The 22,418-nt window shown below is 57.5% G+C and carries 19 protein-coding genes and 1 pseudogene; 5 read left to right on the top strand and 15 right to left on the bottom strand.

Features of this window, described 5'->3' with window-relative positions; genetic code table 11:
* Nucleotides 1-4: 4 nt before the first annotated feature.
* The 8 genes from IEX10_RS01470 to IEX10_RS01435 all read right to left on the bottom strand — a co-directional run bounded on the left by IEX10_RS01470 (nucleotide 5) and on the right by IEX10_RS01435 (nucleotide 10,085).
* Nucleotides 5-682, bottom strand: a complete 678-nt coding sequence (locus IEX10_RS01470; RefSeq protein ID WP_188670221.1) for a GltB/FmdC/FwdC-like GXGXG domain-containing protein — start codon at nucleotides 680-682, stop codon at nucleotides 5-7.
* Nucleotides 683-1,609 (bottom strand): class II glutamine amidotransferase, encoded by a 927-nt coding sequence (locus IEX10_RS01465; RefSeq protein ID WP_188670219.1) that lies wholly within the window; start codon nucleotides 1,607-1,609, stop codon nucleotides 683-685.
* A 238-nt stretch (nucleotides 1,610-1,847) separates the two neighbouring features.
* On the bottom strand, nucleotides 1,848-2,498 hold the full coding sequence (locus IEX10_RS01460) for a helix-turn-helix domain-containing protein (protein WP_229678389.1): 651 nt from the start codon (nucleotides 2,496-2,498) through the stop codon (nucleotides 1,848-1,850).
* Nucleotides 2,499-2,534: 36 nt separating this feature from the next.
* Nucleotides 2,535-3,089, bottom strand: coding sequence for a sarcosine oxidase subunit gamma (locus tag IEX10_RS01455; protein WP_229678388.1), 555 nt, complete (start codon nucleotides 3,087-3,089; stop codon nucleotides 2,535-2,537).
* Nucleotides 3,082-6,015 carry a sarcosine oxidase subunit alpha family protein gene (locus IEX10_RS01450; protein ID WP_188670214.1) on the bottom strand — a complete coding sequence of 978 codons (2,934 nt, stop codon included), beginning with the start codon at nucleotides 6,013-6,015 and terminating at the stop codon, nucleotides 3,082-3,084. Before IEX10_RS01450 ends, IEX10_RS01455 begins: the two co-directional genes overlap by 8 nt.
* A complete protein-coding gene (locus IEX10_RS01445) occupies nucleotides 6,012-6,299 on the bottom strand; it encodes a sarcosine oxidase subunit delta (RefSeq protein WP_188670212.1) in 288 nt (95 codons plus the stop codon). Before IEX10_RS01445 ends, IEX10_RS01450 begins: the two co-directional genes overlap by 4 nt.
* On the bottom strand, nucleotides 6,299-7,549 hold the full coding sequence (locus tag IEX10_RS01440; protein WP_188670211.1) for a sarcosine oxidase subunit beta family protein: 1,251 nt from the start codon (nucleotides 7,547-7,549) through the stop codon (nucleotides 6,299-6,301). Before IEX10_RS01440 ends, IEX10_RS01445 begins: the two co-directional genes overlap by 1 nt.
* Before the next feature lie 271 nt (nucleotides 7,550-7,820).
* Entirely contained in the window at nucleotides 7,821-10,085 is a 2,265-nt protein-coding gene (locus IEX10_RS01435) for an adenosylcobalamin-dependent ribonucleoside-diphosphate reductase (RefSeq protein WP_188670209.1), read from the bottom strand.
* 158 nt (nucleotides 10,086-10,243) lie between these two features.
* On the opposite strand from IEX10_RS01435, the gene IEX10_RS01430 reads away from it, so the two are divergent.
* A complete protein-coding gene (locus IEX10_RS01430) occupies nucleotides 10,244-10,681 on the top strand; it encodes a DUF1489 family protein (protein WP_188670207.1) in 438 nt (145 codons plus the stop codon).
* A gap of 70 nt (nucleotides 10,682-10,751) precedes the next feature.
* The gene (locus IEX10_RS01425) at nucleotides 10,752-10,907 is read left to right on the top strand and encodes a hypothetical protein (protein ID WP_188670205.1); all 156 of its coding nucleotides are present in this window, start codon (nucleotides 10,752-10,754) and stop codon (nucleotides 10,905-10,907) included.
* A 20-nt stretch (nucleotides 10,908-10,927) separates the two neighbouring features.
* On the opposite strand, the gene hisG is transcribed toward IEX10_RS01425, so the two are convergent.
* From hisG to IEX10_RS01405, 4 genes are all read right to left on the bottom strand, one after another.
* On the bottom strand, nucleotides 10,928-11,635 hold the full coding sequence (gene hisG, locus IEX10_RS01420; RefSeq protein WP_188670203.1) for an ATP phosphoribosyltransferase: 708 nt from the start codon (nucleotides 11,633-11,635) through the stop codon (nucleotides 10,928-10,930).
* A complete protein-coding gene (locus IEX10_RS01415) occupies nucleotides 11,632-12,738 on the bottom strand; it encodes an ATP phosphoribosyltransferase regulatory subunit (RefSeq protein WP_188670201.1) in 1,107 nt (368 codons plus the stop codon). The genes hisG and IEX10_RS01415 overlap by 4 nt, the downstream gene beginning before the upstream one ends.
* The gene (hisS, locus tag IEX10_RS01410; RefSeq protein ID WP_188670199.1) at nucleotides 12,738-14,231 is read right to left on the bottom strand and encodes a histidine--tRNA ligase; all 1,494 of its coding nucleotides are present in this window, start codon (nucleotides 14,229-14,231) and stop codon (nucleotides 12,738-12,740) included. The genes IEX10_RS01415 and hisS overlap by 1 nt, the downstream gene beginning before the upstream one ends.
* An 83-nt stretch (nucleotides 14,232-14,314) precedes the next feature.
* Nucleotides 14,315-14,752 (bottom strand): hypothetical protein, encoded by a 438-nt coding sequence (locus IEX10_RS01405; RefSeq protein WP_188670198.1) that lies wholly within the window; start codon nucleotides 14,750-14,752, stop codon nucleotides 14,315-14,317.
* 124 nt (nucleotides 14,753-14,876) lie between these two features.
* On the opposite strand from IEX10_RS01405, the gene IEX10_RS01400 reads away from it, so the two are divergent.
* Nucleotides 14,877-15,068 carry a SlyX family protein gene (locus tag IEX10_RS01400; protein WP_188670196.1) on the top strand — a complete coding sequence of 64 codons (192 nt, stop codon included), beginning with the start codon at nucleotides 14,877-14,879 and terminating at the stop codon, nucleotides 15,066-15,068.
* 7 nt (nucleotides 15,069-15,075) lie between these two features.
* Here the strand turns inward: IEX10_RS01400 and IEX10_RS01395 are convergent, their stop codons facing one another.
* Together IEX10_RS01395 and IEX10_RS01390 are read right to left on the bottom strand one after the other, a co-directional pair.
* Complete coding sequence (locus IEX10_RS01395) at nucleotides 15,076-16,296, bottom strand: bifunctional alpha/beta hydrolase/OsmC family protein (RefSeq protein WP_188671558.1); 1,221 nt, start codon at nucleotides 16,294-16,296, stop codon at nucleotides 15,076-15,078.
* Nucleotides 16,297-16,422: 126 nt separating this feature from the next.
* Nucleotides 16,423-16,881, bottom strand: coding sequence for an Lrp/AsnC family transcriptional regulator (locus tag IEX10_RS01390; RefSeq protein ID WP_188670195.1), 459 nt, complete (start codon nucleotides 16,879-16,881; stop codon nucleotides 16,423-16,425).
* Between the two features lie 106 nt (nucleotides 16,882-16,987).
* Here IEX10_RS01390 and IEX10_RS01385 point away from each other — a divergent pair.
* A pseudogene (locus IEX10_RS01385) lies at nucleotides 16,988-17,764 on the top strand (phenylalanine 4-monooxygenase); the annotation flags it as partial.
* Nucleotides 17,765-17,818: 54 nt separating this feature from the next.
* On the opposite strand, the gene dnaE reads toward IEX10_RS01385, so the two are convergent.
* Nucleotides 17,819-21,328 carry a DNA polymerase III subunit alpha gene (gene dnaE, locus IEX10_RS01380; protein ID WP_188670191.1) on the bottom strand — a complete coding sequence of 1,170 codons (3,510 nt, stop codon included), beginning with the start codon at nucleotides 21,326-21,328 and terminating at the stop codon, nucleotides 17,819-17,821.
* Nucleotides 21,329-21,411: 83 nt separating this feature from the next.
* On the opposite strand from dnaE, the gene IEX10_RS01375 reads away from it, so the two are divergent.
* Nucleotides 21,412-22,194 carry a sulfotransferase family protein gene (locus IEX10_RS01375; RefSeq protein WP_188670189.1) on the top strand — a complete coding sequence of 261 codons (783 nt, stop codon included), beginning with the start codon at nucleotides 21,412-21,414 and terminating at the stop codon, nucleotides 22,192-22,194.
* Nucleotides 22,195-22,418: the final 224 nt, after the last annotated feature.

Below are 22,418 nucleotides of genomic sequence, written 5' to 3'. Positions count from 1 at the left end.
GTCCTCAGTACGCATTGTCGATCTTGAAGGTATAAAGCTCTCGCGCCGAACCGTAGCGTTTGAACTCTTCGGGTTTGGCGTCCGCACCGGATCGTTCCAGCAGGTCCGCAAGGATCTCCAGATGTTCAGGCCGCATTTCCTTTTCGACGCAATCTGTCCCGAGCGATTTGACCGAACCACGTACAAACAGACGCGCTTCATAAAGGCTATCGCCCAGCGCCTCGCCCGCATCACCACAGACAACCAGATTGCCCGATTGCGCCATGAACGCGGACATATGCCCGATATTGCCATGCACAACTATATCAATCCCCTTCATGGAAATCCCGCAACGAGAGGAAGCATTGCCCTTGATCACCAGAAGCCCGCCGTGGCCTGTCGCACCGGCATACTGGCTGGCATCACCCTCGATCACGACTGTGCCGCTCATCATGTTCTCGGCAACACCCGGACCAGCAGAGCCCTTGATGTTGATCGTCGCCTGTTTGTTCATCCCGCCGCAGTAGTATCCGGTGGACCCTTTCACGGTGACTTCAATCGGGGCATCCAGACCACAGGCAATGGCGTGCGCGCCTCTGGGGTTTTTGATTTCCCAAGCTGTCTGGTTGGTGTTTTCGGCCTGCGCATGCAGCGTTGCATTCATCTCGCGCAGTTCAATATCCGCCATGTCTAATGTTTGCATTTATGCGGCTTCCTCTTTGATGGGCTGCTCGGAATGGCTCCAGAAATATACGGTCGCCGGTTCCGGCTCCCAGACGCGGGCGGTTTCAATGCCGGGCAAGTCGACCAATGCGCGGTATTCGGACCCGAAAGCCACGTATTGTTCGGTTTCCGCCATGACAGCAGGCTTGCAAGCAATCGGATCGCGCACCACACCAAAGCCGTCTTTGGTACCGACCACAAAGGTGAAGAACCCGTCCAGATCGGTGAGACTACTTTCCAGAGCCTCCCCCAAAGTCGCCCCGTTTTGCATCCGCCACGTCAGATAGGCCGCGCCCACCTCTGTGTCGTTCTCGGTTTCGATGTGGATACCCTCGCGGCGCAGCTTGCGGCGCAGGCTGTTGTGGTTCGACAATGAACCGTTGTGCACAAGGCACTGGTCATTGCCGGTGTTGAAAGGATGCGCCCCCATTGTCGTCACAGCAGATTCAGTGGCCATGCGCGTATGACCGATGCCGTGACTGCCGGACATCACATCAATGGCAAAGCGCGATGCAACGTCTTTGGGCAGGCCGACCTCTTTGTAAATCTCCAGCGTGTCGCCACGGCTCATTATCCGCAGCGCCGGATTGACTGCTGCAATCGCAGTGCGGACCGCATCTATTGCCCCGTTTGGCACCGACAAAACAGCGTGGGTGCTGGAAACCTCCATCCCAACGGTCACGCCCGAAGCATTGGCAAGCGCAACCTCCAAACCGTCGAAATCCGTCTTAGGAGTGTCCGACTGCACCACGATCTTGGATTGGTCTTTTGTCTCGTTGGAATAAATTGCGATACCCGCACTATCCGGCCCGCGATCCGTCATCGTGACCAGCATCCCTGCCAGCAATGACCCAAGCTGCGGCTCAAGCGATTTGTCTTTCAGGAACAACCCGACAATCCCACACATTCAGCTATCCTCGTTTGTTGCCCTGCACAACGCAGGTTCTCGAATCCCTTGCTATCACTCTGGGAAAAGTAGAGCAACTGTCAGGAATATTTTTTCACTATCAGAGATCGCCGTCGAATTGGTTAGCGTTCGGCTGCTGCGCGGCACAGATGAAATGCCAAACAGCCACAGAAAATCCGGCGCACCGCCACGGGCTGGCGGGCGGTACATCCGCTAGACAAGCTAAACGGGACGGCGTTCAGGTATTCTGGGGGTAGCTGATGATCGAAAGATAGCGCGCAGGCAGTTTCACGAGCACTTCCGGCCCGTGAGGAGCATCCGCGTCAAAAAACAGGGTGTCCCCCGGCCTCAAAGGATAAACCTGATCGCCGTGACGATAGTTTATCTCCCCTTCCAGCATGTAGATCGTTTCAATCCCGTCATGTTGGAACGTGGGAAATACGTCCGAGTTTTCGTTGAGCGTAATCATATAAGGCTCTACGATGACCCCGCTTTTGTTGGCCCCCAGATGGCCAAGAAGGTTATACTGATGATTAGCGCGAGTGCCTTCACGCTCCAGCTCCACACCTTCTCCCGCTTTGGTGTGAATGGCTGTGCGCTCTTCCTCAAATCCGCGAAAGAACATGGTGATCGGAACCGACAACGCATTGGCCAACGATTGCAGAGTGGTCAGAGAGGGCGACGTATTGCCGTTCTCTATCTTTGACAACATTCCAACGGACAGACCGGTGGTTTCGGACAGGGCCGCCACGGTAATGTTCTGCTTGCGACGGTGCGCACGCACCTCTCGACCGATGGCCACTTCAAGCACTTTTTCACGGGCTTCGCGCAGGCTGTGGGGATCCTGAGAGAACGGGGCAACGGTCATGGCATTCTTTTTCGTTGTCATGAATTTCCCCCCGTTCTAAGCCTCTCGCCCAATCGGTCAAGCAACAGCGGTGGCCGCCCCAATCAAGGCGTGATGCAGACTAAGGGCCGAGGCACGGGGGCCAATTATACGGATATGCAAGCCCGCGTCACAGCAGATCACGAAACATCCCATCTGATGGACCATGGTGCGCTGCACATCGCCCGTTTCCATCCGGCGGATCGCCACGCTGCACAGCAATTCACACATCGCTAGCATATCCGCACCGGTCACGTCGAACACGACCCAACCGCCGGATTGTTCCGTCACAGAAGCGGCCGCGCCCAGTTCATCCTTCCACTGATCCGCCAGATTTTCATGGCTGTCAAAAGAAGCGGTGATCATCCATTGATCCGATCCTGTCCAGAAACCGGTTTCGGCATCGCCAAAGACTGCCCCGCCCACCGGCGGCACCGCCCCGAGGCGGGATTTCAGTGTGGCTTCGCTGGCAACGAGTTGTCCTTTGCGCGCCGCAACCGAGGCCAACGCAACGCCGTCAGTTTCCGCAATGGTTACGGTTCCGATCGTCTGATCGGGCACGCCGATTGCGGGTGTAGGTTTAAGATCAAGCACGAAGCCGCTCCCCCTCTGGATCAATGAAATGCGGGCTGCAAATTTCCACGGTGACAACCTCATCGGTCAGCGGACTGACCACGCGCATGGTTTCCCCCAGACGGTTCGCGCCATCCTTCAAAAAGCCCAGAGCGATGTGATGCCCAAGGTTTGGCGAGTAGCAGGCAGAGGTCAGATACCCCTGATCCCGCGTAGCGTCCACCGGACCTTCCAACGCCATCAGGTGGGCACCTGCAGGCACCCTTTGCACACTGTCCACAGGTTTCACCCCAACAGCCCGCAGATCGGTTTCAGTGTTCAGCCCCTCGCGGCGCGACAGCACCGCGCCGATACTGTCCTTCTTGGTACTGACCATTCGCCCCATACCAAGGTTCGCCGCCGTGGTGGTTCCGTTCAGCTCGTTTCCGGTGGCATGGCCCTTCTCAATCCGCATGACCCCAAGCGCTTCCGTTCCGTAAGGGGTGATGTCAAACGCAGCGCCCGCCTCCATGATCCGGCGCATCAGCGCATCGCCATATGCAGTCGGAACGGCGATTTCATAGGCCAGCTCACCGCTAAAGGAGATGCGGAACAGACGCGCACGCAGCCCGCCGCAGATCGTGACGTTGCCACAGGCCATAAAGGGAAAAGCATCGTTGCTGATGTCCTGATCGACGATCTGTTCCAGCACACGGCGCGCATTCGGCCCCGCCACCGCGTATTGAGCCCAAGCCTCGGTGGTGGAGATCAGCTGCACATCCATATCCGGCACCAGACACTGCCGCACAAATTCCATGTGACGATAGACGGGCAGAGCATTGGCTGTGGTGGTTGTGACAACGAAATGATCCTCGGCCAGCCGCGCCGCCGTCCCATCATCAAGCGCGATCCCGTCTTCGCGAAGCATCAGCCCGTAGCGCACCTTACCCACCGCCAGCTTTGCAAAGCCGTTGCAATAAATCATGTTCAGGAAATCCGCCGCGTCGGCGCCTTGCACGTCTACTTTACCCAAAGTGGTCACATCGCACACACCAACCGAATTGCGGGTCGCCAGAACCTCGCGGTTGACGGTATCAAGCCAGTTTTCCTCGCCACTACGCGGGAAATACTGCGCTCGCATCCAGTTGCCGACCTCTACGAAAACCGCACCCTGTTCTTTGGCCCACACATGGGACGGCGTCAGGCGCGTGGGATGAAACTCGGTCCCGCGATGGCGTCCGGCCAAAGCGCCGATTGCAACCGGCGTATAAGGCGGGCGGAAAATGGTTGTGCCAACTTCGGGAATAGCCTTGCCCGCCAGTTCTGCCATGACGGCCAAGCCGCCCATATTGGCAGTCTTTCCCTGATCGGTCGCCATTCCAAGCGTGGTGTAACGCTTCAGATGCTCCACCGACCGGAAGCCTTCCTGATGGCTGAGCCGGACATCCTTAACCGTCACGTCATTTTGTTGGTCAAGCCAGGCCCGCCCGTCCCCTTTCACATACCAGAATGGAGTAATGTTGACGGGCGCATCTTCCGCCTCTGGCAACGGGGGCATCGCCCCGTCCAGCTCCAGCGCCTCTTGCGCCGCACGCGCACCACCCGCCAAAGCGCCAGCGGTCGAAAGATCGCCCGCAGCCGCACCGGCAACACGCATTCCGGCTGGCAAATCAGCAGGCACAAAGGCGGCAAGCCCGTCATCCCAGCGTGGCCGCCCGCGCTGATGGCAGGTCAAATGCACGTTCGGGTTCCAGCCGCCGCTCACCCCGAGCGCGCCGCATTCGATTGTGCGCTCTTCCCCGTCAGCGAGGCGTATTTTCACAAAGGTCAGCCCAAGCCGCCCCATCGTGTCGATCACCTGTGCGCCGGACAGCACCTCATAGTCTTTCAACACAGACACATCGGCCCTTGGATCAACGACCGTAACCCTGATCCCCTTGGCATGCAGGTCCGCCGCACTGCGATACCCATCGTCATTATTGGTAAAGATCACCGCACGGCGATCCACCGCAACGCCAAAGCGGTTGGCATAGCTGCGCAACGCGCTTGCGGTCATGACACCGGGGCGGTCATTGTTGGCAAAGGCGATAGGACGCTCGATCGCACCTGCCGCCAACACTGCTTTCTTCGTGTAGATACGCCAGAGTATCTGGCGGGGCTTGCCGGATTGCGGCACTGCAAGGTGGTCGTTCATCCGCTCCACCGCGCCGTAGATACCGTGATCGAACGCTCCGATCACCGTGGTGCGCGGCATCAGGCGGACGTTTGGTAAACTGGCCAGCTCTGCCACTGTGGCCGCGGCCCAATCCGCACCCGCTTCATTCCCGATTGTAAGGGTTTCGCTGTTCAGACGCCCACCCATTGCGAAATCCTCGTCCGCAAGGATCACGTCCGCACCGCTGCGCGCCGCTGTCAAAGCCGCCATCAGCCCAGCCGGCCCCGCCCCGACCACCAGAAGGTCACAGTGGAGAAAGCCCTTATCGTACACATCCGGGTCATCTTTCAGGGACAGTGACCCAAGCCCTGCCGCACGGCGGATCACCGGTTCATAGAGTTTTTCCCAAAAGGCTTTGGGCCACATGAAGGTCTTGTAATAAAATCCCGCAGTCAGAAAGTTCGACAGACGGTCATTCACCGCGAGCAGGTCAAACGAAAGTGTGCCAAGCCGATTCTGACTGGTGGCGGACAGCCCATCAAACAGCTCTGCGGTGGTGGCACGGGTGTTTGGTTCCTGTAGCGCACCACTGCGCAGTTGTACCAAGGCGTTTGGTTCTTCCGAACCTGCTGTCAAAGGGCCGCGCGGGCGATGATACTTGAAACTCCGCCCCATCAACCGCACACCATTGGCCAGCAACGCCGAAGCCAGAGTATCCCCCGCATTTCCGCTGTAGCGCTTGCCATCAAAGGTGAAATTCAACACCTTATCGCGGTTGATTTGCCCGCCTTCAATCCGGTTTTTCTGGCTCATTTCGACCGCCCCTGCGCACGGGCCACATCGCTGGCCAGTTCAACTTTGGAAATTTCATGGGTCACTGTATTGCGGGTCACAACCAGCCAGGACCGGTCTCCGGCTTCGTGGAACCACAGTTCCTTGTGCCAGCCCGCTGGATTATCCCGCAGATAGGCATAATCATAAAAGTCGCTGGAGGCGTCTTCGCCTGCAGGATCAGGGCGGTCAATCAGACTGGCATCGCCCAGATAGGTGAATTCGGAACTGTCGCGCGGGCCAAGAAGAGGGTGATCAATAATCATCAGTGCAGATTGGGCTGGTTGCCCACCCCCTTTTCGTCAATCAAATAACCTTTTCTGAAACGGTCCAACCGATAGGCCGTGGCCGTCGGATGAAGCGTATCGCGCGCCAGTAAGTGGGCAAACGCAAAACCGCTGGCAGGCGTCGCCTTAAAGCCCCCGTAACACCAGCCCCCGTTGAAGTAGAGCCCGTCAATATGCGTCCGGTCAATGATCGGCGAACCGTCCATCGACATATCCATCACCCCGCCCCACATCCGCAAAATGCGCGCGCGTCCCAACATGGGAAGGATCGCCATCGCACCTTCGCAGACATCTTCAACCACTGGCAAATTGCCCCGCTGCGCATAAGAGTTATAGCCGTCAAGGTTTCCACCAAAGACCAGCCCACCTTTATCCGACTGGCTGCAATAAAAATGCCCTGCACCAAAGGTGATCACACCGGGCAACACCGGCTTAAGACCTTCGGTTACAAAAGCTTGCAACACATGGCTTTCAATGGGCAGGCGCATATTTGCAAGACTCAGCAATCGGCCCGAACTGCCCGCAACCGCACAGCCGACCTTCCCCGCCCCGATGAACCCACGAGAGGTTTCGACCCCTTTGCAAACTCCGTTTTCGATCCGGAACCCCGTGACCTCGCAGTTCTGGATAATATCGACGCCGTGACTGTCCGCGCTACGGGCATAGCCCCACGCCACAGCATCATGGCGCACGGTTCCGCCCCGATGCTGCGCCAACCCGCCCTGAATCGGGAAACGGGCGTCGCTTGTGTTCAGGAAAGGGTATTTCTTTTTGATCGCCTCGGTCGTCATCAGATCAGCATCAGCACCATTCAGGATCATAGCATTGCCACGACGAATGAACGCGTCCCGTTGCCCATCGGAATGAATCAGGTTCAAAATGCCCCGTTGGCTGACCATAGCATTATAGTTTAGATCCTGCTCCAACCCTTCCCACAGCTTGAGCGAGAACTCATAGAACGGCTCGTTCCCATCCAGCAGATAGTTTGATCGGATGATGGTCGTATTGCGCCCCACATTGCCGCCACCGATCCAGCCTTTTTCAATCACAGCAACACGGGCCTGTCCGAATTCCTTGGCCAGATAATGCGCCGTTGCCAGCCCGTGACCACCGCCCCCGACGATTACTATGTCATAATGGGAGGCTGGTTCCGGATCGCGCCAGACAGGTTTCCACCCCTTGTGACCGGTCAGGGCCTCTTTAATGACCCGAAAACCTGAATATCGCATGAGATCCCCTTTCGAGACCGATGTGAAACTTTCCGCCAGCCCCGCGCGTCGACAGCAACGAATCTTTTCGCCTGTTTCGCGACCGAACCATTCGGCCTAAGACTAACAACAATCATTTGGGGAATAAAAGTTTAATTTACGGAAAGCACGAAAAAGCCGGCAACCAAAAACACCCCAAACGGAGAACCGTAAGGGGTGTTGTTAAGAACGGGAGGCATCATAGCGCCAAGCCCTAAAGCACAGACGCAGAGATACACCCGCGTCTCCATGCTTAGCCGCATTTAGAGTGGCCGCAGTCCAGGCAGGTCATGCAGCCTTCGACCATTTGCAGGCCCATGCCGCCGCAGCTTGGGCAGCTTTTTCCGCGTGCGGGGCTATTCATCTGGATGATCTCGGCGTGGGGATCGGTTTTCAGGTGTTGCCCTTCCCCGTTAATAAAGCCGATGCGGATCATGTGTTCCTCAATGACGCTACCAATCGCGGCGAGCATGGAGGGGATGTACTTGCCGCGCACCCAAGCGCCACCGCGCGGGTCGAATACTGCTTTCAGCTCCTCAACGACAAAGGACACATCGCCACCGCGCCGGAACACAGCGGAAATCATCCGCGTCAGCGCCAGCGTCCATGCGTAATGCTCCATGTTTTTGGAGTTGATGAACACTTCAAACGGACGGCGCTGGTTGTTCTGGATGATGTCATTGATGGTGATGTAGATCGCGTGCTCGGATTCCGGCCATTTCATCTTGTAGGTGTGACCGTCCAGTGCTTCGGGCCGGTCGAGCGGCTCTGCGATGTATACAACATCCGCACCTGTGTCGATTTCCGGCGCGGTGTCGGTTTCTTCGGACACGCTCAGCACCGAACCCGTCACATCGTTCGGACGGTAGGTGGTGCAGCCCTTACAGCCCTGATCCCAAGCAGCCATATAGACCTCTTTGAAATCCTCGAACGAAATATCTTCGGGGCAGTTGATGGTCTTGGAAATCGAACTGTCGATCCATTTTTGCGCTGCGGCCTGCATGCGCACGTGATCCAGCGGGGCGAGCGTTTGGGCGTTCACAAAGTAATCGGGCAGTTCCTTGTCGCCAAATTTCTGACGCCACAGGTCCACCGCGTAATCGACCACTTCTTCTTCTGAACGCGACCCGTCGTTTTGCAACACCTTGCGGGTGTAGGAATAGGCGAACACAGGCTCGATACCGCTCGACACATTGCCTGCATAAAGGCTGATGGTTCCGGTTGGGGCCACACTGGTCAGCAGCGCATTGCGGATGCCGTGTTCCGCCACCAATGCGCGGGTTTCTTCATCCATAGAGGTCATGGAGTCGTTGTCCAAAAACGCCTTCGCATCATAGAGCGGGAAAGCACCCTTTTCTTCGGCCAGACGGGCAGAAGCGCGATAGGCTGCACGGGCAATCCGGCCCATCCAATCCTCTGTCAGGGTCGCGCCTTCTTCAGAACCATAGCGCGCGCCAACCATCAGCAGTGCGTCGGCAAGGCCCGTTACACCCAGACCGATCCGGCGTTTGGCGTGGGCTTCAACCCGTTGTTCTTCCAATGGAAACTGGCTGGCATCCACCACGTTATCCATCATCCGAACGGCGGTCGCCACCAGATCGTCCAGCGCGTTTTCGTTCAGTGCGGCATTGCCTTCGAACGCATTTTCGATCAGCGTCGCCAGATTGATCGAACCAAGCAGACAGGCACCATACGGCGGCAGAGGCTGTTCGCCGCACGGGTTGGTGGCCGCGATGGTTTCACAATAATTGAGGTTGTTCTTCTGGTTGATCCGGTCGATGAAAATCACACCCGGTTCGGCATAATCATAGGTGGACTGCATGATCCGGTTCCACAGATCCCGCGCTTGCACGGTTTTGTAAACCTTATCGCCCCAAGTCAGTTCCCACGGGCCGTCCTCTTTCACCGCTTCCATGAACGGGTCCGACACCAGAACGGACAGGTTAAACATACGCAGACGCGCACTGTCCTGTTTGGCGGTGATGAAGTCTTCCACATCGGGGTGATCACAGCGCATGGTTGCCATCATCGCACCTCGGCGCGAACCCGCAGACATGATCGTGCGGCACATAGCATCCCAAACATCCATAAAGGACAGTGGTCCGGAAGCATCCGCCGCCACGCCCTTAACTTCAGCCCCTTTTGGACGGATCGGAGAGAAATCATAGCCGATCCCCCCGCCCTGCTGCATGGTCAGCGCGGCCTCTTTCAACATATCGAAAATACCCGCCATACTGTCGGGAATTGTGCCCATCACAAAGCAGTTGAACAGGGTAACGGACCGCTCTGTCCCCGCACCGGCGAGGATCCGGCCCGCTGGCAGGAACTTAAACCCTTCCAGCGCATCGTAAAAACGCTCTTCCCAAACGTCAGGCTTGTTTTCCACCTTAGCCAGCGCGCGGGCCACGCGGCGCCAGCTGTCCTCTACTGTTTCGTCGATCGGTTTTCCCGATGCGTCTTTGAAACGGTATTTCATATCCCAGATTTGCTCGGCAATCGGAGCTGAAAAAGAGGTCATATCAGTAAGCCTTGTGTTCGGTCGCGTGGTTGTTTGGCGGAGCCCCGTTCCTAGATGTTGTGTCACGAGGCGTCAAACGATTCTGGGCAGCTATTACACTTTCCCCTGCAAAGGAATCGCTTTATTCTGACGTTAACCATACTATATCTAGCGATACCATGTCAAAAAAACACATCAACTTGATCAAGCTCTGCGTCGGCATCGACAGCTATGAGGATCTGGAGACCGCCATCGCGCTGCGGGCGAAATCCGGCGGGCGGACCTATCTGTCCAGCCATATCACCCGCATGTGGCCCAAACAGGAGGACGCTCTGCTGAATGGCGGCTCGCTTTACTGGGTGATCAAGGGTTTTGTGCAGGCCCGTCAGAATATCGTGCGGCTGGACGAGGTGACAGGTGCGGATGGTGTGCGCCGCTGCGCCATTCTGATGGAACCGAAACTGATCCGCACCTCCAGCGCCCCGCGCCGTCCGTTTCAGGGCTGGCGGTACCTCAAGCCCGTAGACGCGCCGAGCGACCTGCCGGATTCGCGCAAATCGGATGATGCGCTGCCCAAAGAACTGGCGCTGGCACTGGCGGATATCGGGCTGCGCTAGGCCCGCTATTAGCTTTTCATCGAAAACTCCGCCGAAATCTGCTATGCTTGCGGCAGATGGAGGTTCAAAGATGAAAACAATTCTACTTTCCACCCTGTTGACGCTGGCACCGGCGCTGTCCTTCGCGGCTGGCTGCAACAGTTCCCATGACACCGCTGCATCCTGCCCGACAGGGCAAAGTTGGGATGCCAAGACCAGCCAGTGCGTGGATCAGGCGTCAAGCTGACGGACTGATCCTCAAGACTCTCAAAAGGGCTTATCAGCCCAGCCACAGCCTTTGGAAAATCCGCTCCACGCAGACAGCGCGGTGGCGTCCCATTCGGCTGTTTTGCTGGCAAACATCGTAGCTTGGGATTGGAGGATCAGACCGTCAGACAGGATGCGCAGCCCGTTGGCGTGCAGCGTGTCCCCTGTGGAGGTGATGTCCGCAATCGCCTCGGCGGTCAGGTTCTTGACCGTGCCTTCGGTTGCGCCCTGACTGTCCACCAGTTGGTAATCGGCCACGCCTTCGCCGCTCAGATAATCGCGCACCAGCCCGTGATATTTCGTAGCAATCCGCAGGCGGAACCCGTGATCCGCGCGGAACTGGGCCGCAGCTGCGTCCAGATCGTCGACCGTGGTCACATCAACCCAGCAGTCCGGCACTGCAATCACCAGATCCGCATGACCAAAGCCAAGCGGTTCCACCTCGGCCACAATGTCGGACCAGCTGGGCATTTTTTCGCGCACAAGATCGGTGCCCGTCACCCCCAGATGGATACGCCCTGCAGCCAGTTCCTTGGGGATTTCCCCCGCCGACAGCAACACCAGCTCCACATTGTCCACGCCAATCACCTGACCGGCATATTCGCGGTCCGATCCTGTGCGTTGCACGGTGATACCATGCTGGGCAAACCAGTCGATTGTCTTGTCCTGCAATCGCCCCTTGGACGGAATCCCAAGTTTCAGGCTCATAGCGCGCCCTCCTGCACAGCCACCAGCGCTTCGGGGCGGATCACGCCCCCCACTGCGGCGATAGAACGTCCCTGCCCGAGCACACGGGTCAGCGCATCATAGCGCCCGCCACTGGCCACCACCGGCAGATCTGGGCGATCCGGCGAGGTAAAGCCAAAGACGAACCCGTCGTAGTATTCCATTGATGTCCGCCCGAAAGAGACCTCGAACGGCAGGCTGTCCACATCCACACGGCGGGCGGCCATTGCCTTTAGACGGTCCTCCATCGCATCCGCTGGTGCCTGAAGTGCCGGAAAGCTGGCCGCCATGTCGCGCAGCGTTTCAAGGGCCGCGCTGGAGGTGTCTTTCAGCGCAAGCACTTGTTCCAGCATCTGCACCTCCTCGGAGGAGATCGGCGCGGCGGCGGCGTCCTGTTGTAACACAGCAATCCGCGCCAGAACTTCCTGTTCAGAACGCAATCCCTGCGGTGTTCCGGCTTGCGCCAAAACCTTTTCCGCCCCTTGCGCAGCCACTTGATCCAACAAATCGCTGCGGGTTTCAAGTGGCGGCGTCATCCCGCCATAACGTTCCAGCAAGCGCACAAAGCGCACAGGACGCCAGACGTGGCGGCGCAGGGCCGCGCGGCGGCGGTCGGTGGTTTTCAACCCGTCAACAGCAGCCAGCAAAATGCCCATATCCCCTGTTGTCACCTTTATAGGGTAGCCCGCGAGCATTCCTGAAAACATCGCAAAGACTTCGGCATCGGCGCCGGCAGGATCGGTGCGGTCGAACAGTTCGTACCCGACTTGGGTGTATTCTGTTGGCCGCCCGCCGGACTGTTTGCGCCAGACGTTGCCGTTATAGGTATAGCGCGCCGGTTCGGCGCCTTCGGCCATATGGCGCTGCACGATGGGCACGGTAAAATCGGGCCGCAGCATTTGTTCGCCCTGCACCGGATCATGGGTCACATAGGCCCTTGCGCGAATATCCTCGCCGTAGAGGTCCAGCAGCACATCCGCAGGCAGCAGACTGTCGGTTTCCACCGGCAAAGCCCCTGCCGAAACAAACCCCGCCGCCAGCCTGTCGGCCACTTCCTTGATGCGCGCGCGCCGGTCGTTTTTCATCACTCCGCCGCCCGTGCGATCATGGCTTTGACTTCGGCCACCAGATCACCCCGCGCAATTTCCTTTTGCGCTGGCTGGGCTTTCCATTCCTCGGAAGTTTCGATTTCTGCGGCCAGTCGCGCGCCAAGGGCCAGATCCTTGATCTGCACCACGCCGCGATCTTTTTCATCGCCGCCTTCGATGATTGCCACAGGGCTTTCGCGTTTGTCGGCGTATTTCAACTGGTTGCCAAAGTTCTTGGGGTTGCCCAAGTAAACCTCGGCGCGGATGCCTGCGTCACGCAGCTCTGCCACCATCGCCTGATAATCCGACATGCGGTCGCGGTCCATCACGGTTACAACCACCGGCCCTTTCGCCGTGCTGTTGATCCGCCCCTTTTCCCGCAGCGCGGCCAGCAATCGGTCCACACCAATGGACACGCCGGTTGCAGGGACTTCCTGTCCGGTGAAGCGTTTGACCAGATCGTCGTAACGCCCGCCCCCCGCAACAGACCCGAACTGCCGCTTGCGCCCTTTTTCGTCGAGGATTTCAAAGGTAAGCTCGGCCTCGTAAACTGGGCCGGTGTAATAGCCGAGTCCGCGCACGACCGAGGGGTCAATGTCGATCCGGTCGGGACCGTAACCTTGCGCATCCAGCAGACTGGCGATTTCTTCGAGTTCGGCAACACCTTGAGCCCCGATGTCAGAGCCTTGCACCAGTTCGGACAGGCGGGCGCAGGTTTCTGCCCCCGTGTCACGCTTAGCGCTCATGAAGCCCATGACCACATCGGCCTGTTCATCCGAAAGCCCTGCACCTTTGGTAAAGTCGCCCGAGGCATCCTTGCGCCCCTCACCCAGCAAGGCCCGCACACCGTCCAGACCCAAACGGTCCAGCTTGTCGATGGCCCGCAACACGATACCCCGTTCGGCGTCCTTATCGTCACCGGACAGGCCAGCAACTTCCAGCACACCGTTCAAAACCTTCCGGTTGTTCACGCGGATGATGTAATCGCCGCGCGGGATGCCGACGGCTTCCAGCGTGTCGGACAGCATCGCGCAGATTTCTGCGTCTGCTGCCATGCTCGCCGTGCCAACTGTATCGGCATCACACTGATAAAACTGGCGATAGCGCCCCGGTCCCGGCTTTTCGTTGCGCCAGACCGGACCCATCGCAAAGCGGCGATAGGGCGATGGCAGATCGTTGCGGTTCTGGGCATAAACACGGGCCAGCGGCGCAGTCAGATCGTACCGCAGCGCCATCCAGGAATCGTCCTCGTCCTGCCACGCAAACACGCCTTCGTTGGGGCGATCCACATCGGGGAGAAACTTACCCAGTGCCTCAACCGTTTCAACAGCCGAAGACTCCAGCGGATCGAACCCGTAACGATGGTAAACGGCTGTGATTTCGCGCAGCATTTCACTGCGCTCAACCACTTCAGCCCCGAAATAGTCGCGAAACCCCTTGGGCGGTAAAGCCTTGGGGCGTAGAATTTTCTTTTTCTTGTCTTTGGCCATCGGATTGATCCTAATTTCGGCTCACCCGATAAAGGAAAATCCGTGAAGGGACAAGCAACTGGCAAGGTTTAACAGCCGCTTTATCAGAATTGGCCGATGATTTTGGAAAAGCTGGTGTCGATATTGTATTGCAACAGCCAAACCGCATCCTCGCGGGAGTGGGTCACAACGTAAAGGTAAACCGGCAGATCATCGCGCCAGTAGGCATAAATTGCCCGCCGGAAACCACCGCCGAGGATTTCTTCCTTCAGCAGCGCCTCTTGCGTCATCGGGTGCAGGAAATAGCCGCTCAGGCTGTTAACAAAGCGGTCCTTCTGTTCTTTCGAGAGGCTGCGTCCGGCAGGATCAATCACCGCGAGCGCACCATCAAAATCAAGCGTTTTGATCTTACCTCCGACCATCAACTCCATATCCCGAATCGACGCAAAAGCCCCGAAAGGCGGCGCAGCCTGCGCGAGCGGCGCCAGCAAGGCGACCATCAAGGCAACCAGCAACGGAATCACGGCAAAGAAACGCTTCATAACACTCTCCTGTCTTATACACCTGTCGCGATTCTACCACGCGGACGCGATTTCCCTCACTCCTTTTTCAATTGTGAGCCCGGCCAATTCTGGTTAAAATCCCGCCATGACGGATGAACAGAAAATGACACTGCTGGAAGAGCGACTGGCCCATACCATCAAAACGGCAGAGGACCTGTCGGATGTGGTGACGGATCAGGCCAAACGGATAACCCTGCTGGAAAGACAGGTGGCGGCATTGTTGGAACTGGCCCGCGATCAATCAGCGGGCGACGGTTCTGTCACTTTCTCGGACCAGCCCCCGCCCCACTACTGACCTGCACTCATTGCGCAAGATCGGTGGTGACATTGATCTCGCTTTCCAACGTGCGATGCACAGGGCATTTATTGGCGATCTCCATCAACTTCTGACGCTGTTCCGCGTCCAGATCCCCTGTCAGGGTGATGCTGCGGTTGAACTGATCCACCTTACCTTCGGTGGTGGCACAGGTTGCACAGGCGCTGGCGTGGATCTTGTCGTGGGTGACAGCCACGCTGACATCCTTCAGATCCCAGCCCTTGCGCCGGGCATACATGCGGATCGTCATAGAGGTACACGCCGCTAGCCCCGCCGACAGCAAATTATAAGGTGACATACCCAGATTGGTGCCGCCATACGCTTCTGGCTCATCTGCGAGAACATGATGGTTCGGACCAGCGGTAATATCCTGCAAAAACCCTTCAGGATCAGCTTCATCACTGCGCACCACGCCTTCTGGGGCACCAATCGGGGCGGCAGGTTTGCTAAGCCCCAGATACCGCCCTGCCCACGATGCGATGACTTCGGCGGCATATTCTGCATCCGCCCCGTCACTGATCAGATGATCCGCATTGTCGAGCGTGACAAAGCTTTTGGGGTGTTTCGCCGCCCCAAAAATCTGCGAGGCATTTTCAATCCCAACCGTCTGATCCATCGGCGCATGAAGCACCAGCAGGGCACGTTTCAGGTTGCCGATGGCTTCTGCAAGATTGACGGCGGACACATCCTTAACGAACCCTTTGCGAATGGTAAACGGACGCCCGCCGAGGGAAACCTCTGCTGCCCCGTTTTCTTCGATTTCGGTTAAAGAGGTTCCAAAATTATGCAGCACATGGGCCGGATCATAAGGCGCGCCTAGGGTCACAACCGCCTTAGCGCTGTCAATTTGGGCAGCCGCCCGCAAAACCGCCGCGCCCCCAAGGGAATGGCCGATCAGCAATCCGGGCGCGCGGACCCGATCCTGCAACGCTGTGGCGGCAAGAACCAGATCCTGCACGTTTGATGTGAAGTTTGTGTTGGAAAATTCCCCCTTGGAATGCCCCAATCCGGTGAAATCAAAGCGGAGCACCGCAATACCCGCCGCCGCAAGCCGTTGGGACAACCGCCGCGCTGCCGGAATATCTTTGGAACACGTGAAGCAATGGGCAAACACAGCCGTCGCCAGCACCCGTCCAGCCGGAAGATCTAACCGCGCCGCCAGTTCTTCGCCGGAATGCCCTTCAAAGGTAAATTTCTCGCTCTTCATCACATGCTCTCCTTGGATCAGCGCATGAAAACACCGCAAGGCTTGCGAAACAAGCGTAAGCCCCGTCTGGTCGCGTGGATGTGACATCGGCCGCGCCCTGTTTCAACTTTCCGATACCCGCAGCCCCTATAGCGGCAATTCGGTGGCGTGTTTGATCTCTTTCAGCACAAAATTGGACACGACCGTTTTAACCAGATCGCTGCGCAACAGATTGTGGCTCATGAAATGCTCGTAGGCCTCCACATCGGCCACCCGCACCTTGATGAAATAATCCGCCGAACCGGATATCGCGTGGCATTCGAGAATTTCAGGATGGCGCCGCACCATTGCAATGAACCCGTCCACCGCCTCCTGCGTATGAGAGCGCATCCGGATTTGCGCCAGAACACACAGCCCCACCCCTGCCTTCTTGGGATTCAGCAATGTCACCCGCCGGTCAATCAGGCCGAGAGCCTCAAACTCCTGCACTTTGCGCCAGACAGTGCTTTGGGCCATGCCAACCGACTCCGCAATCCGCGCCAGAGGCAAGCCGGCATCTGACTGGATAATCCGCAGTATCGCCTTTTCCTGATCAGTAAATTCCACAACACCCCCATTAATCGGAAAATCTTACCAAAACCCTAACGATCCCGCCAATCTGTGACAAGTTTTTCCAACAGAGCGGGCCTAAACTGGGCGAAACAAGGAGACACCTATGGCCTATGCTTCGAAATACCCTGACGAAACCGGTTACTATGATTACACCACAGACGAGCACGCTGTTTGGGGTGAATTATTCGACCGCCAGATCGCGTTTTTGAAGGGGCGGATTTGTCCGGAGTATCTGGATGGGGTAGACCTGCTTGGGTTGAAGGCCAAAGCGGTGCCGCAACTGCGTGATGTGGACAAACGGCTGGGGGAACTGACCGATTTTGGCGTTGAAGGCGTTCCCGCCATCATCCCGCCGAGCCAGTTTTACACCCTGCTCGCCGATCGCAAATTCCCCGTAGCCACCTTCCTGCGCCGCCGTGAGGATATGGACTATATCGAAGAACCGGACCTGTTTCACGAGGTGTTCGGCCATTGCCCGCTGCTGACCAATCAGGCCTACACCGACTTTATCGAGGCTTTCGGCAAGATCGCAGTAGAGCTTGGCAAAGGCTATCGCTGGCACCTGTTCCGTCTGTTCTGGTTCACCATTGAATTTGGCATGATCAACACGCCGGACGGGCTGCGCGGCTATGGTGCGGGTGTTGCGAGCTCTCCGTCCGAGGCGGATTTCGCCTGTTCGGGCAATGCGGTTTACACACCGGCAGATTTGACGACCATGCTGCGCACGCCCTACCGGATCGATATCGTGCAACCGCAGTATTTCGTGATCGACAGCTTTGAGGATTTGCCCAAACTGCTGGAAACCGATCTGAAAGAAGCAATCGACACGGCCAAAGCGCAGGGGGATTTACCGGCGCTGTTTGAGAAGGCGGCTTAGGGCGGGTTTTGAGTATTTGGGGAACATTGAAGCCTGTGGCCTGATGTTCCCCGTTTAGAATTCTTCGACCAGTTGCACGCCGGGGACGTGTTTTAGCGCGCCTTTGATTTGCGGGTTAAGGACGTATTCCTGTTTCAGTGCGATTTCCACCTCGCCGGGGAGTTCGGGGTGCATCAGCACCAGATGCACCGGACCGCGGCTGCGCGGATTGCCGCCCTTACTGGCTTCTTCCAGTCGGGTCGCGACCGAGCCGATGGCGGCCTCTTCCCCGATATAGACCTTCAGCCCCATAGACGCCGCATCGGCCACCGCCGCATCCACCGCCTGCGCGCCACGGCACAGCAGTTTAAGCTGGTCCGCCTCCATCGTCGCCTCAACCGTCAGCACCACGTTTTCGCCCGGCATCAGCATGTCGCGGAATTTTTCCAGCGTGTCGGAAAATACCGTTACTTCATAAAGGCCGGTGGGATCGGAGCATTGCACAAAGGCAAAGCGGTTGCCCCGTGCGGATTTCCGTTCCTGTTTGCCCGAAATTGATCCGGCGATTTTTGCGGCAACTGCACCGCCCCGCGCCTTTTGTTCCAGTTCCGCAAGGGTCAGGACGTTTTTGCGTTTCAGCGGACCTAGGTAATCATCGAGCGGATGCCCCGACAGATAAAAGCCCACCGCCTGATGTTCCTGCGCCAGACGTTCGGTTGGCAGCCAGTCTTCGGGCATGGGCAGGCGCGGCGCAGGCAGGTCTTCGCCGCTGTCACCAAACAAGCCACCCTGCGCGCTGTTCTTTTGTTCATGGGTGGAGGCGGAATAGGCCACCAGCGCGTCCACGCTTTCAAGGCATTTACGCCGGTTTGCATCCAGTTGATCAAACGCGCCCGAACGGGCCAGCATTTCCATCGGACGTTTACCGACCCGTTTCAGATCAACCCGCCGTGCCAGATCGAAGAGATCCTGAAACGGACCGTCCGCCAGCCGCGCGTCAACGATCAGTTTCATCGCCTCCCCGCCAACGTTTTTCAACGCGCCCAGCGCATAGTGGATCTTACCTTCGGACACGGAAAATGTCGCCAGCGACTGGTTCACACAGGGGGGCACCACGTCGATTTTCAGACGGCGCTTGGTTTCCTCGATAAACACGCCGAGCTTGTCGGTCAGGTGGATATCGCAGTTCATGACTGCAGCCATAAACTCTACCGGATGGTTCGCCTTCAGCCAGCCGGTCTGGTAGGACACCACCGCATAGGCCGCCGCGTGGGATTTGTTGAACCCGTAGTTGGCGAATTTATCCAGAAGGTTCCAGACCTCCATCGCTTTCTTCTTGTCCACACCATTTTTGGCCGAGCCTTCGAGGAACTTCGGCCGCTCTGCGTCCATCGCTTCCTGAATTTTTTTACCCATCGCACGGCGCAACAAATCCGCGCCGCCAAGGGAATATCCCGCCATTTCCTGCGCGATCTGCATCACCTGTTCCTGATAGACGATGATGCCTTGGGTTTCGTCAAGGATATGGTCTATCGACGGGTGCAGTTTGTCCCGTTCCGAGATGCCGTTTTTAACCTCACAGAACTTCGGGATGTTTTCCATCGGGCCGGGACGGTAGAGCGCCACAAGCGCGATGATGTCTTCGATACAGTCCGGTTTCATGCGCCGCAGCGCATCCATCATGCCGCTCGATTCCACCTGAAACACCGCGACCGTACGCGCATCTGCATAAAGCTTATAGGTCCGTTCATCGTCCAGCGGGATCGCCCCGATGTCACCCTCGGCCCCATCAGCGGGTTCATAAAGCTGCGTGCCATCCGGCCCGATGTGCAAGGGGCGGCCCTGCCCTTCGATCAGGTCCATCGCGTTCTGGATCACGGTCAGGGTTTTCAGACCCAGAAAGTCGAATTTGACCAGACCGGCCTGCTCCACCCATTTCATGTTGAACTGGGTAGCGGGCATGTCGGATCTCGGGTCTTGATAGAGCGGCACCAGTTCGTCGAGCGGTCGATCCCCGATCACCACACCCGCCGCGTGGGTAGATGCGTTGCGCAACAGCCCCTCGACTTGCTGGGCATAGGTCAGCATTCGGTCTACGACCTGTTCGGCCTTGGCCTCTTCGCGCAAGCGGGGTTCATCCGCCAGCGCCTTTTCGATGGAGACAGGCTTCACGCCTTCCACGGGGATCAGTTTGGACAGCCGGTCCACCTGCCCGTAAGGCATCTGCAACACACGCCCGATGTCGCGCACGGCTGCTTTGGACAGAAGCGCACCGAATGTGATGATCTGGCCCACTTTGTCACGACCGTATTTCTGCTGCACATAGCGGATCACCTCTTCGCGGCGATCCATGCAAAAGTCGATGTCAAAGTCGGGCATGGACACACGTTCGGGGTTCAGGAACCGCTCAAACAGCAGCGAGTATCGCAGCGGGTCGAGATCCGTCACCGTCAGCGCATAAGCCACAAGGCTACCCGCACCGGACCCCCGCCCCGGACCCACGGGAATGTTATTGTCTTTGGCCCATTTAATAAAATCCGCAACGATCAGAAAGTAGCCTGGAAATCCCATGCCCTCAATAATGTCGAGTTCAAAGTCGAGCCGCTTTTGATAGTCCTCAACGCTGGCGGCATGGGGGATTACGGCAAGACGGGCTTGCAAGCCTTCATTGGCCTGACGGCGCAACTCGACCACCTCGTCGTCGGCAAATTTCGGCAGGATCGGGTCACGTGTGGTGGCGCGAAAGCCGCAGCGTTTGGCGATCTCGAGTGTGTTCTCAATCGCCTCTGGCACATCAGAAAACAGCTCGGCCATTTGCGCGGGCGTCTTGAAATAATGCTCCGGCGTCAAACGACGGCGGGGTTCCTGCTGGTCCACATAGGCCCCGTCCGCGATACAGATCAGCGCGTCATGAGCATCATACATTTCGGTCTTTGGAAAATAGACGTCATTGGTCGCCACAAGCGGCAGGTCCATCGCATAGGCGGTCTGCACGAAGAACGGCTCGGTTGCCCGTTCTGCCACAGTGCCTTTGGCGCCGTTTTCTGGGTGGCGTTGCAGTTCAACATAAAGACGGTTCGGGAACATCTCGGCCATGCGGGTCAGCAGCGCCTTGGCTGCCTCCACCTGTGCGTCCTGCACCAGTTGACCCACAGGGCCAAGCGATCCGCCTGTCAGACAGATCAACCCTTCTGAATGGCGGGTCAGTTCGTCGAGCGTGATGTGAGGCAATTGATCGCCGCTTTCCAGAAACGCACAGGAATTCAGCTTCATCAGGTTGAGATAGCCCGCTTCATTCTGTGCCAGCAGGACAATGGGTCGGGGCGCGGGTGTCTTACCGCCCAGTTGCGCCGCTGCGGCATAGGCCAAATCCATCTGGCAGCCTACAATCGGCTGGATACCCGCCTTGGCCGCCGTTTCGGAAAACTCGAGCGCGGAAAACAGGTTGCCGCTGTCGGTGACAGCCACCGCCGGCATACCGGCTTTGGCGCACATATCAGGCAGTTTCTTAACCTGTATCGCCCCCTCCAGTAAAGAGTAGGCGGAATGGAGGCGAAGGTGAATGAATCGGGGGGATGTGCTCATCCAGTCAATCTATCGCAGCTTGCAAAGGGGCGAAAGCCGTAGCACAATGTCCCAAGCAAAAAAGAACAAGACCCGAGCAGCCGATGACCTGTCTATTTACCAAGATCTATGGCGAGCGGAATACCGGCGCCACCTATCTGTCCAAACTGGTGAACAAGAACTTCGCTACCGATCTGTTGCGCGGGGATTTTGGTGTGGACAAACGGGTGATGCGGCTGGTGTTGCAGCAGTATAAACCCAAACTGCGCCCTGCCGAGGCAAACCGCTTGCAGGATAAATACCACGAACGGATTCTCTACTCCGATTTCGGGTTGAAACACGCGGCCCCGCCTGTGGACGTGATCCGCGCTGCGCCCCATGCGCAGGACACCTTGTTCCTGCTGATCACCAAACACCCCGTTTTCTTCCTGTCCTCCCTGCACAATCGACCCGAAAACCCGTTGTGGACACACGACGACATGGGGTTTGATCAGTTCCTAACCACGCCGTGGCCCCTGTCAGAGCGGGACAATCTGGGGGATAAACCGCTCGAAAGCCCGATAGAGTTGTGGAACCGCAAAATGCGTGGCTATGTGGATCTGATGGAGACCGCCGAAAACGTGATCCATATCCGCTATGAGGATCTGCTGTCGGATTTTAACGATACCCTGAACCGGATCGCGGAATATATTCCGGCGACATCGAACGGTTACACCAACATCCGCCGCTCTATCAAAGCATCGGACAATCTGCGGTTTGAGGATTATGCGCGGCGCTACAAATACCACAAGCTGAAGGCGGATTACAAAAAGCGCGATCTGGAATTTATCTACCGCAAGGTAGACGGCGATGTGATGGCCGCGCTCGATTACCGGACTGTTATATAGCGCCTCCGCTCAGCCCATTCGCAGAGTGAGTTTCGACATCGAAAGCCTGACAGACTTTCAACGTTTCGTAGAAAATCACTCGCAAACCTTTGATAAACTGTTTAATTGCGCAGTTTGAATGATGTAACCCACCGGCATCACAGACACTCCGGCAAGAAAAATCTTGCTATGTTAAGGGAGAGTTGTTCTGCTGGTATAAGAAGTTGCACCAGTGATTTATGGCA

This window comes from Neptunicoccus cionae (assembly GCF_014643735.1).
Taxonomy (GTDB): Bacteria; Pseudomonadota; Alphaproteobacteria; order Rhodobacterales; family Rhodobacteraceae; genus Amylibacter; species Amylibacter cionae.
This window is presented reverse-complemented; position numbering and strand designations above follow the sequence as displayed.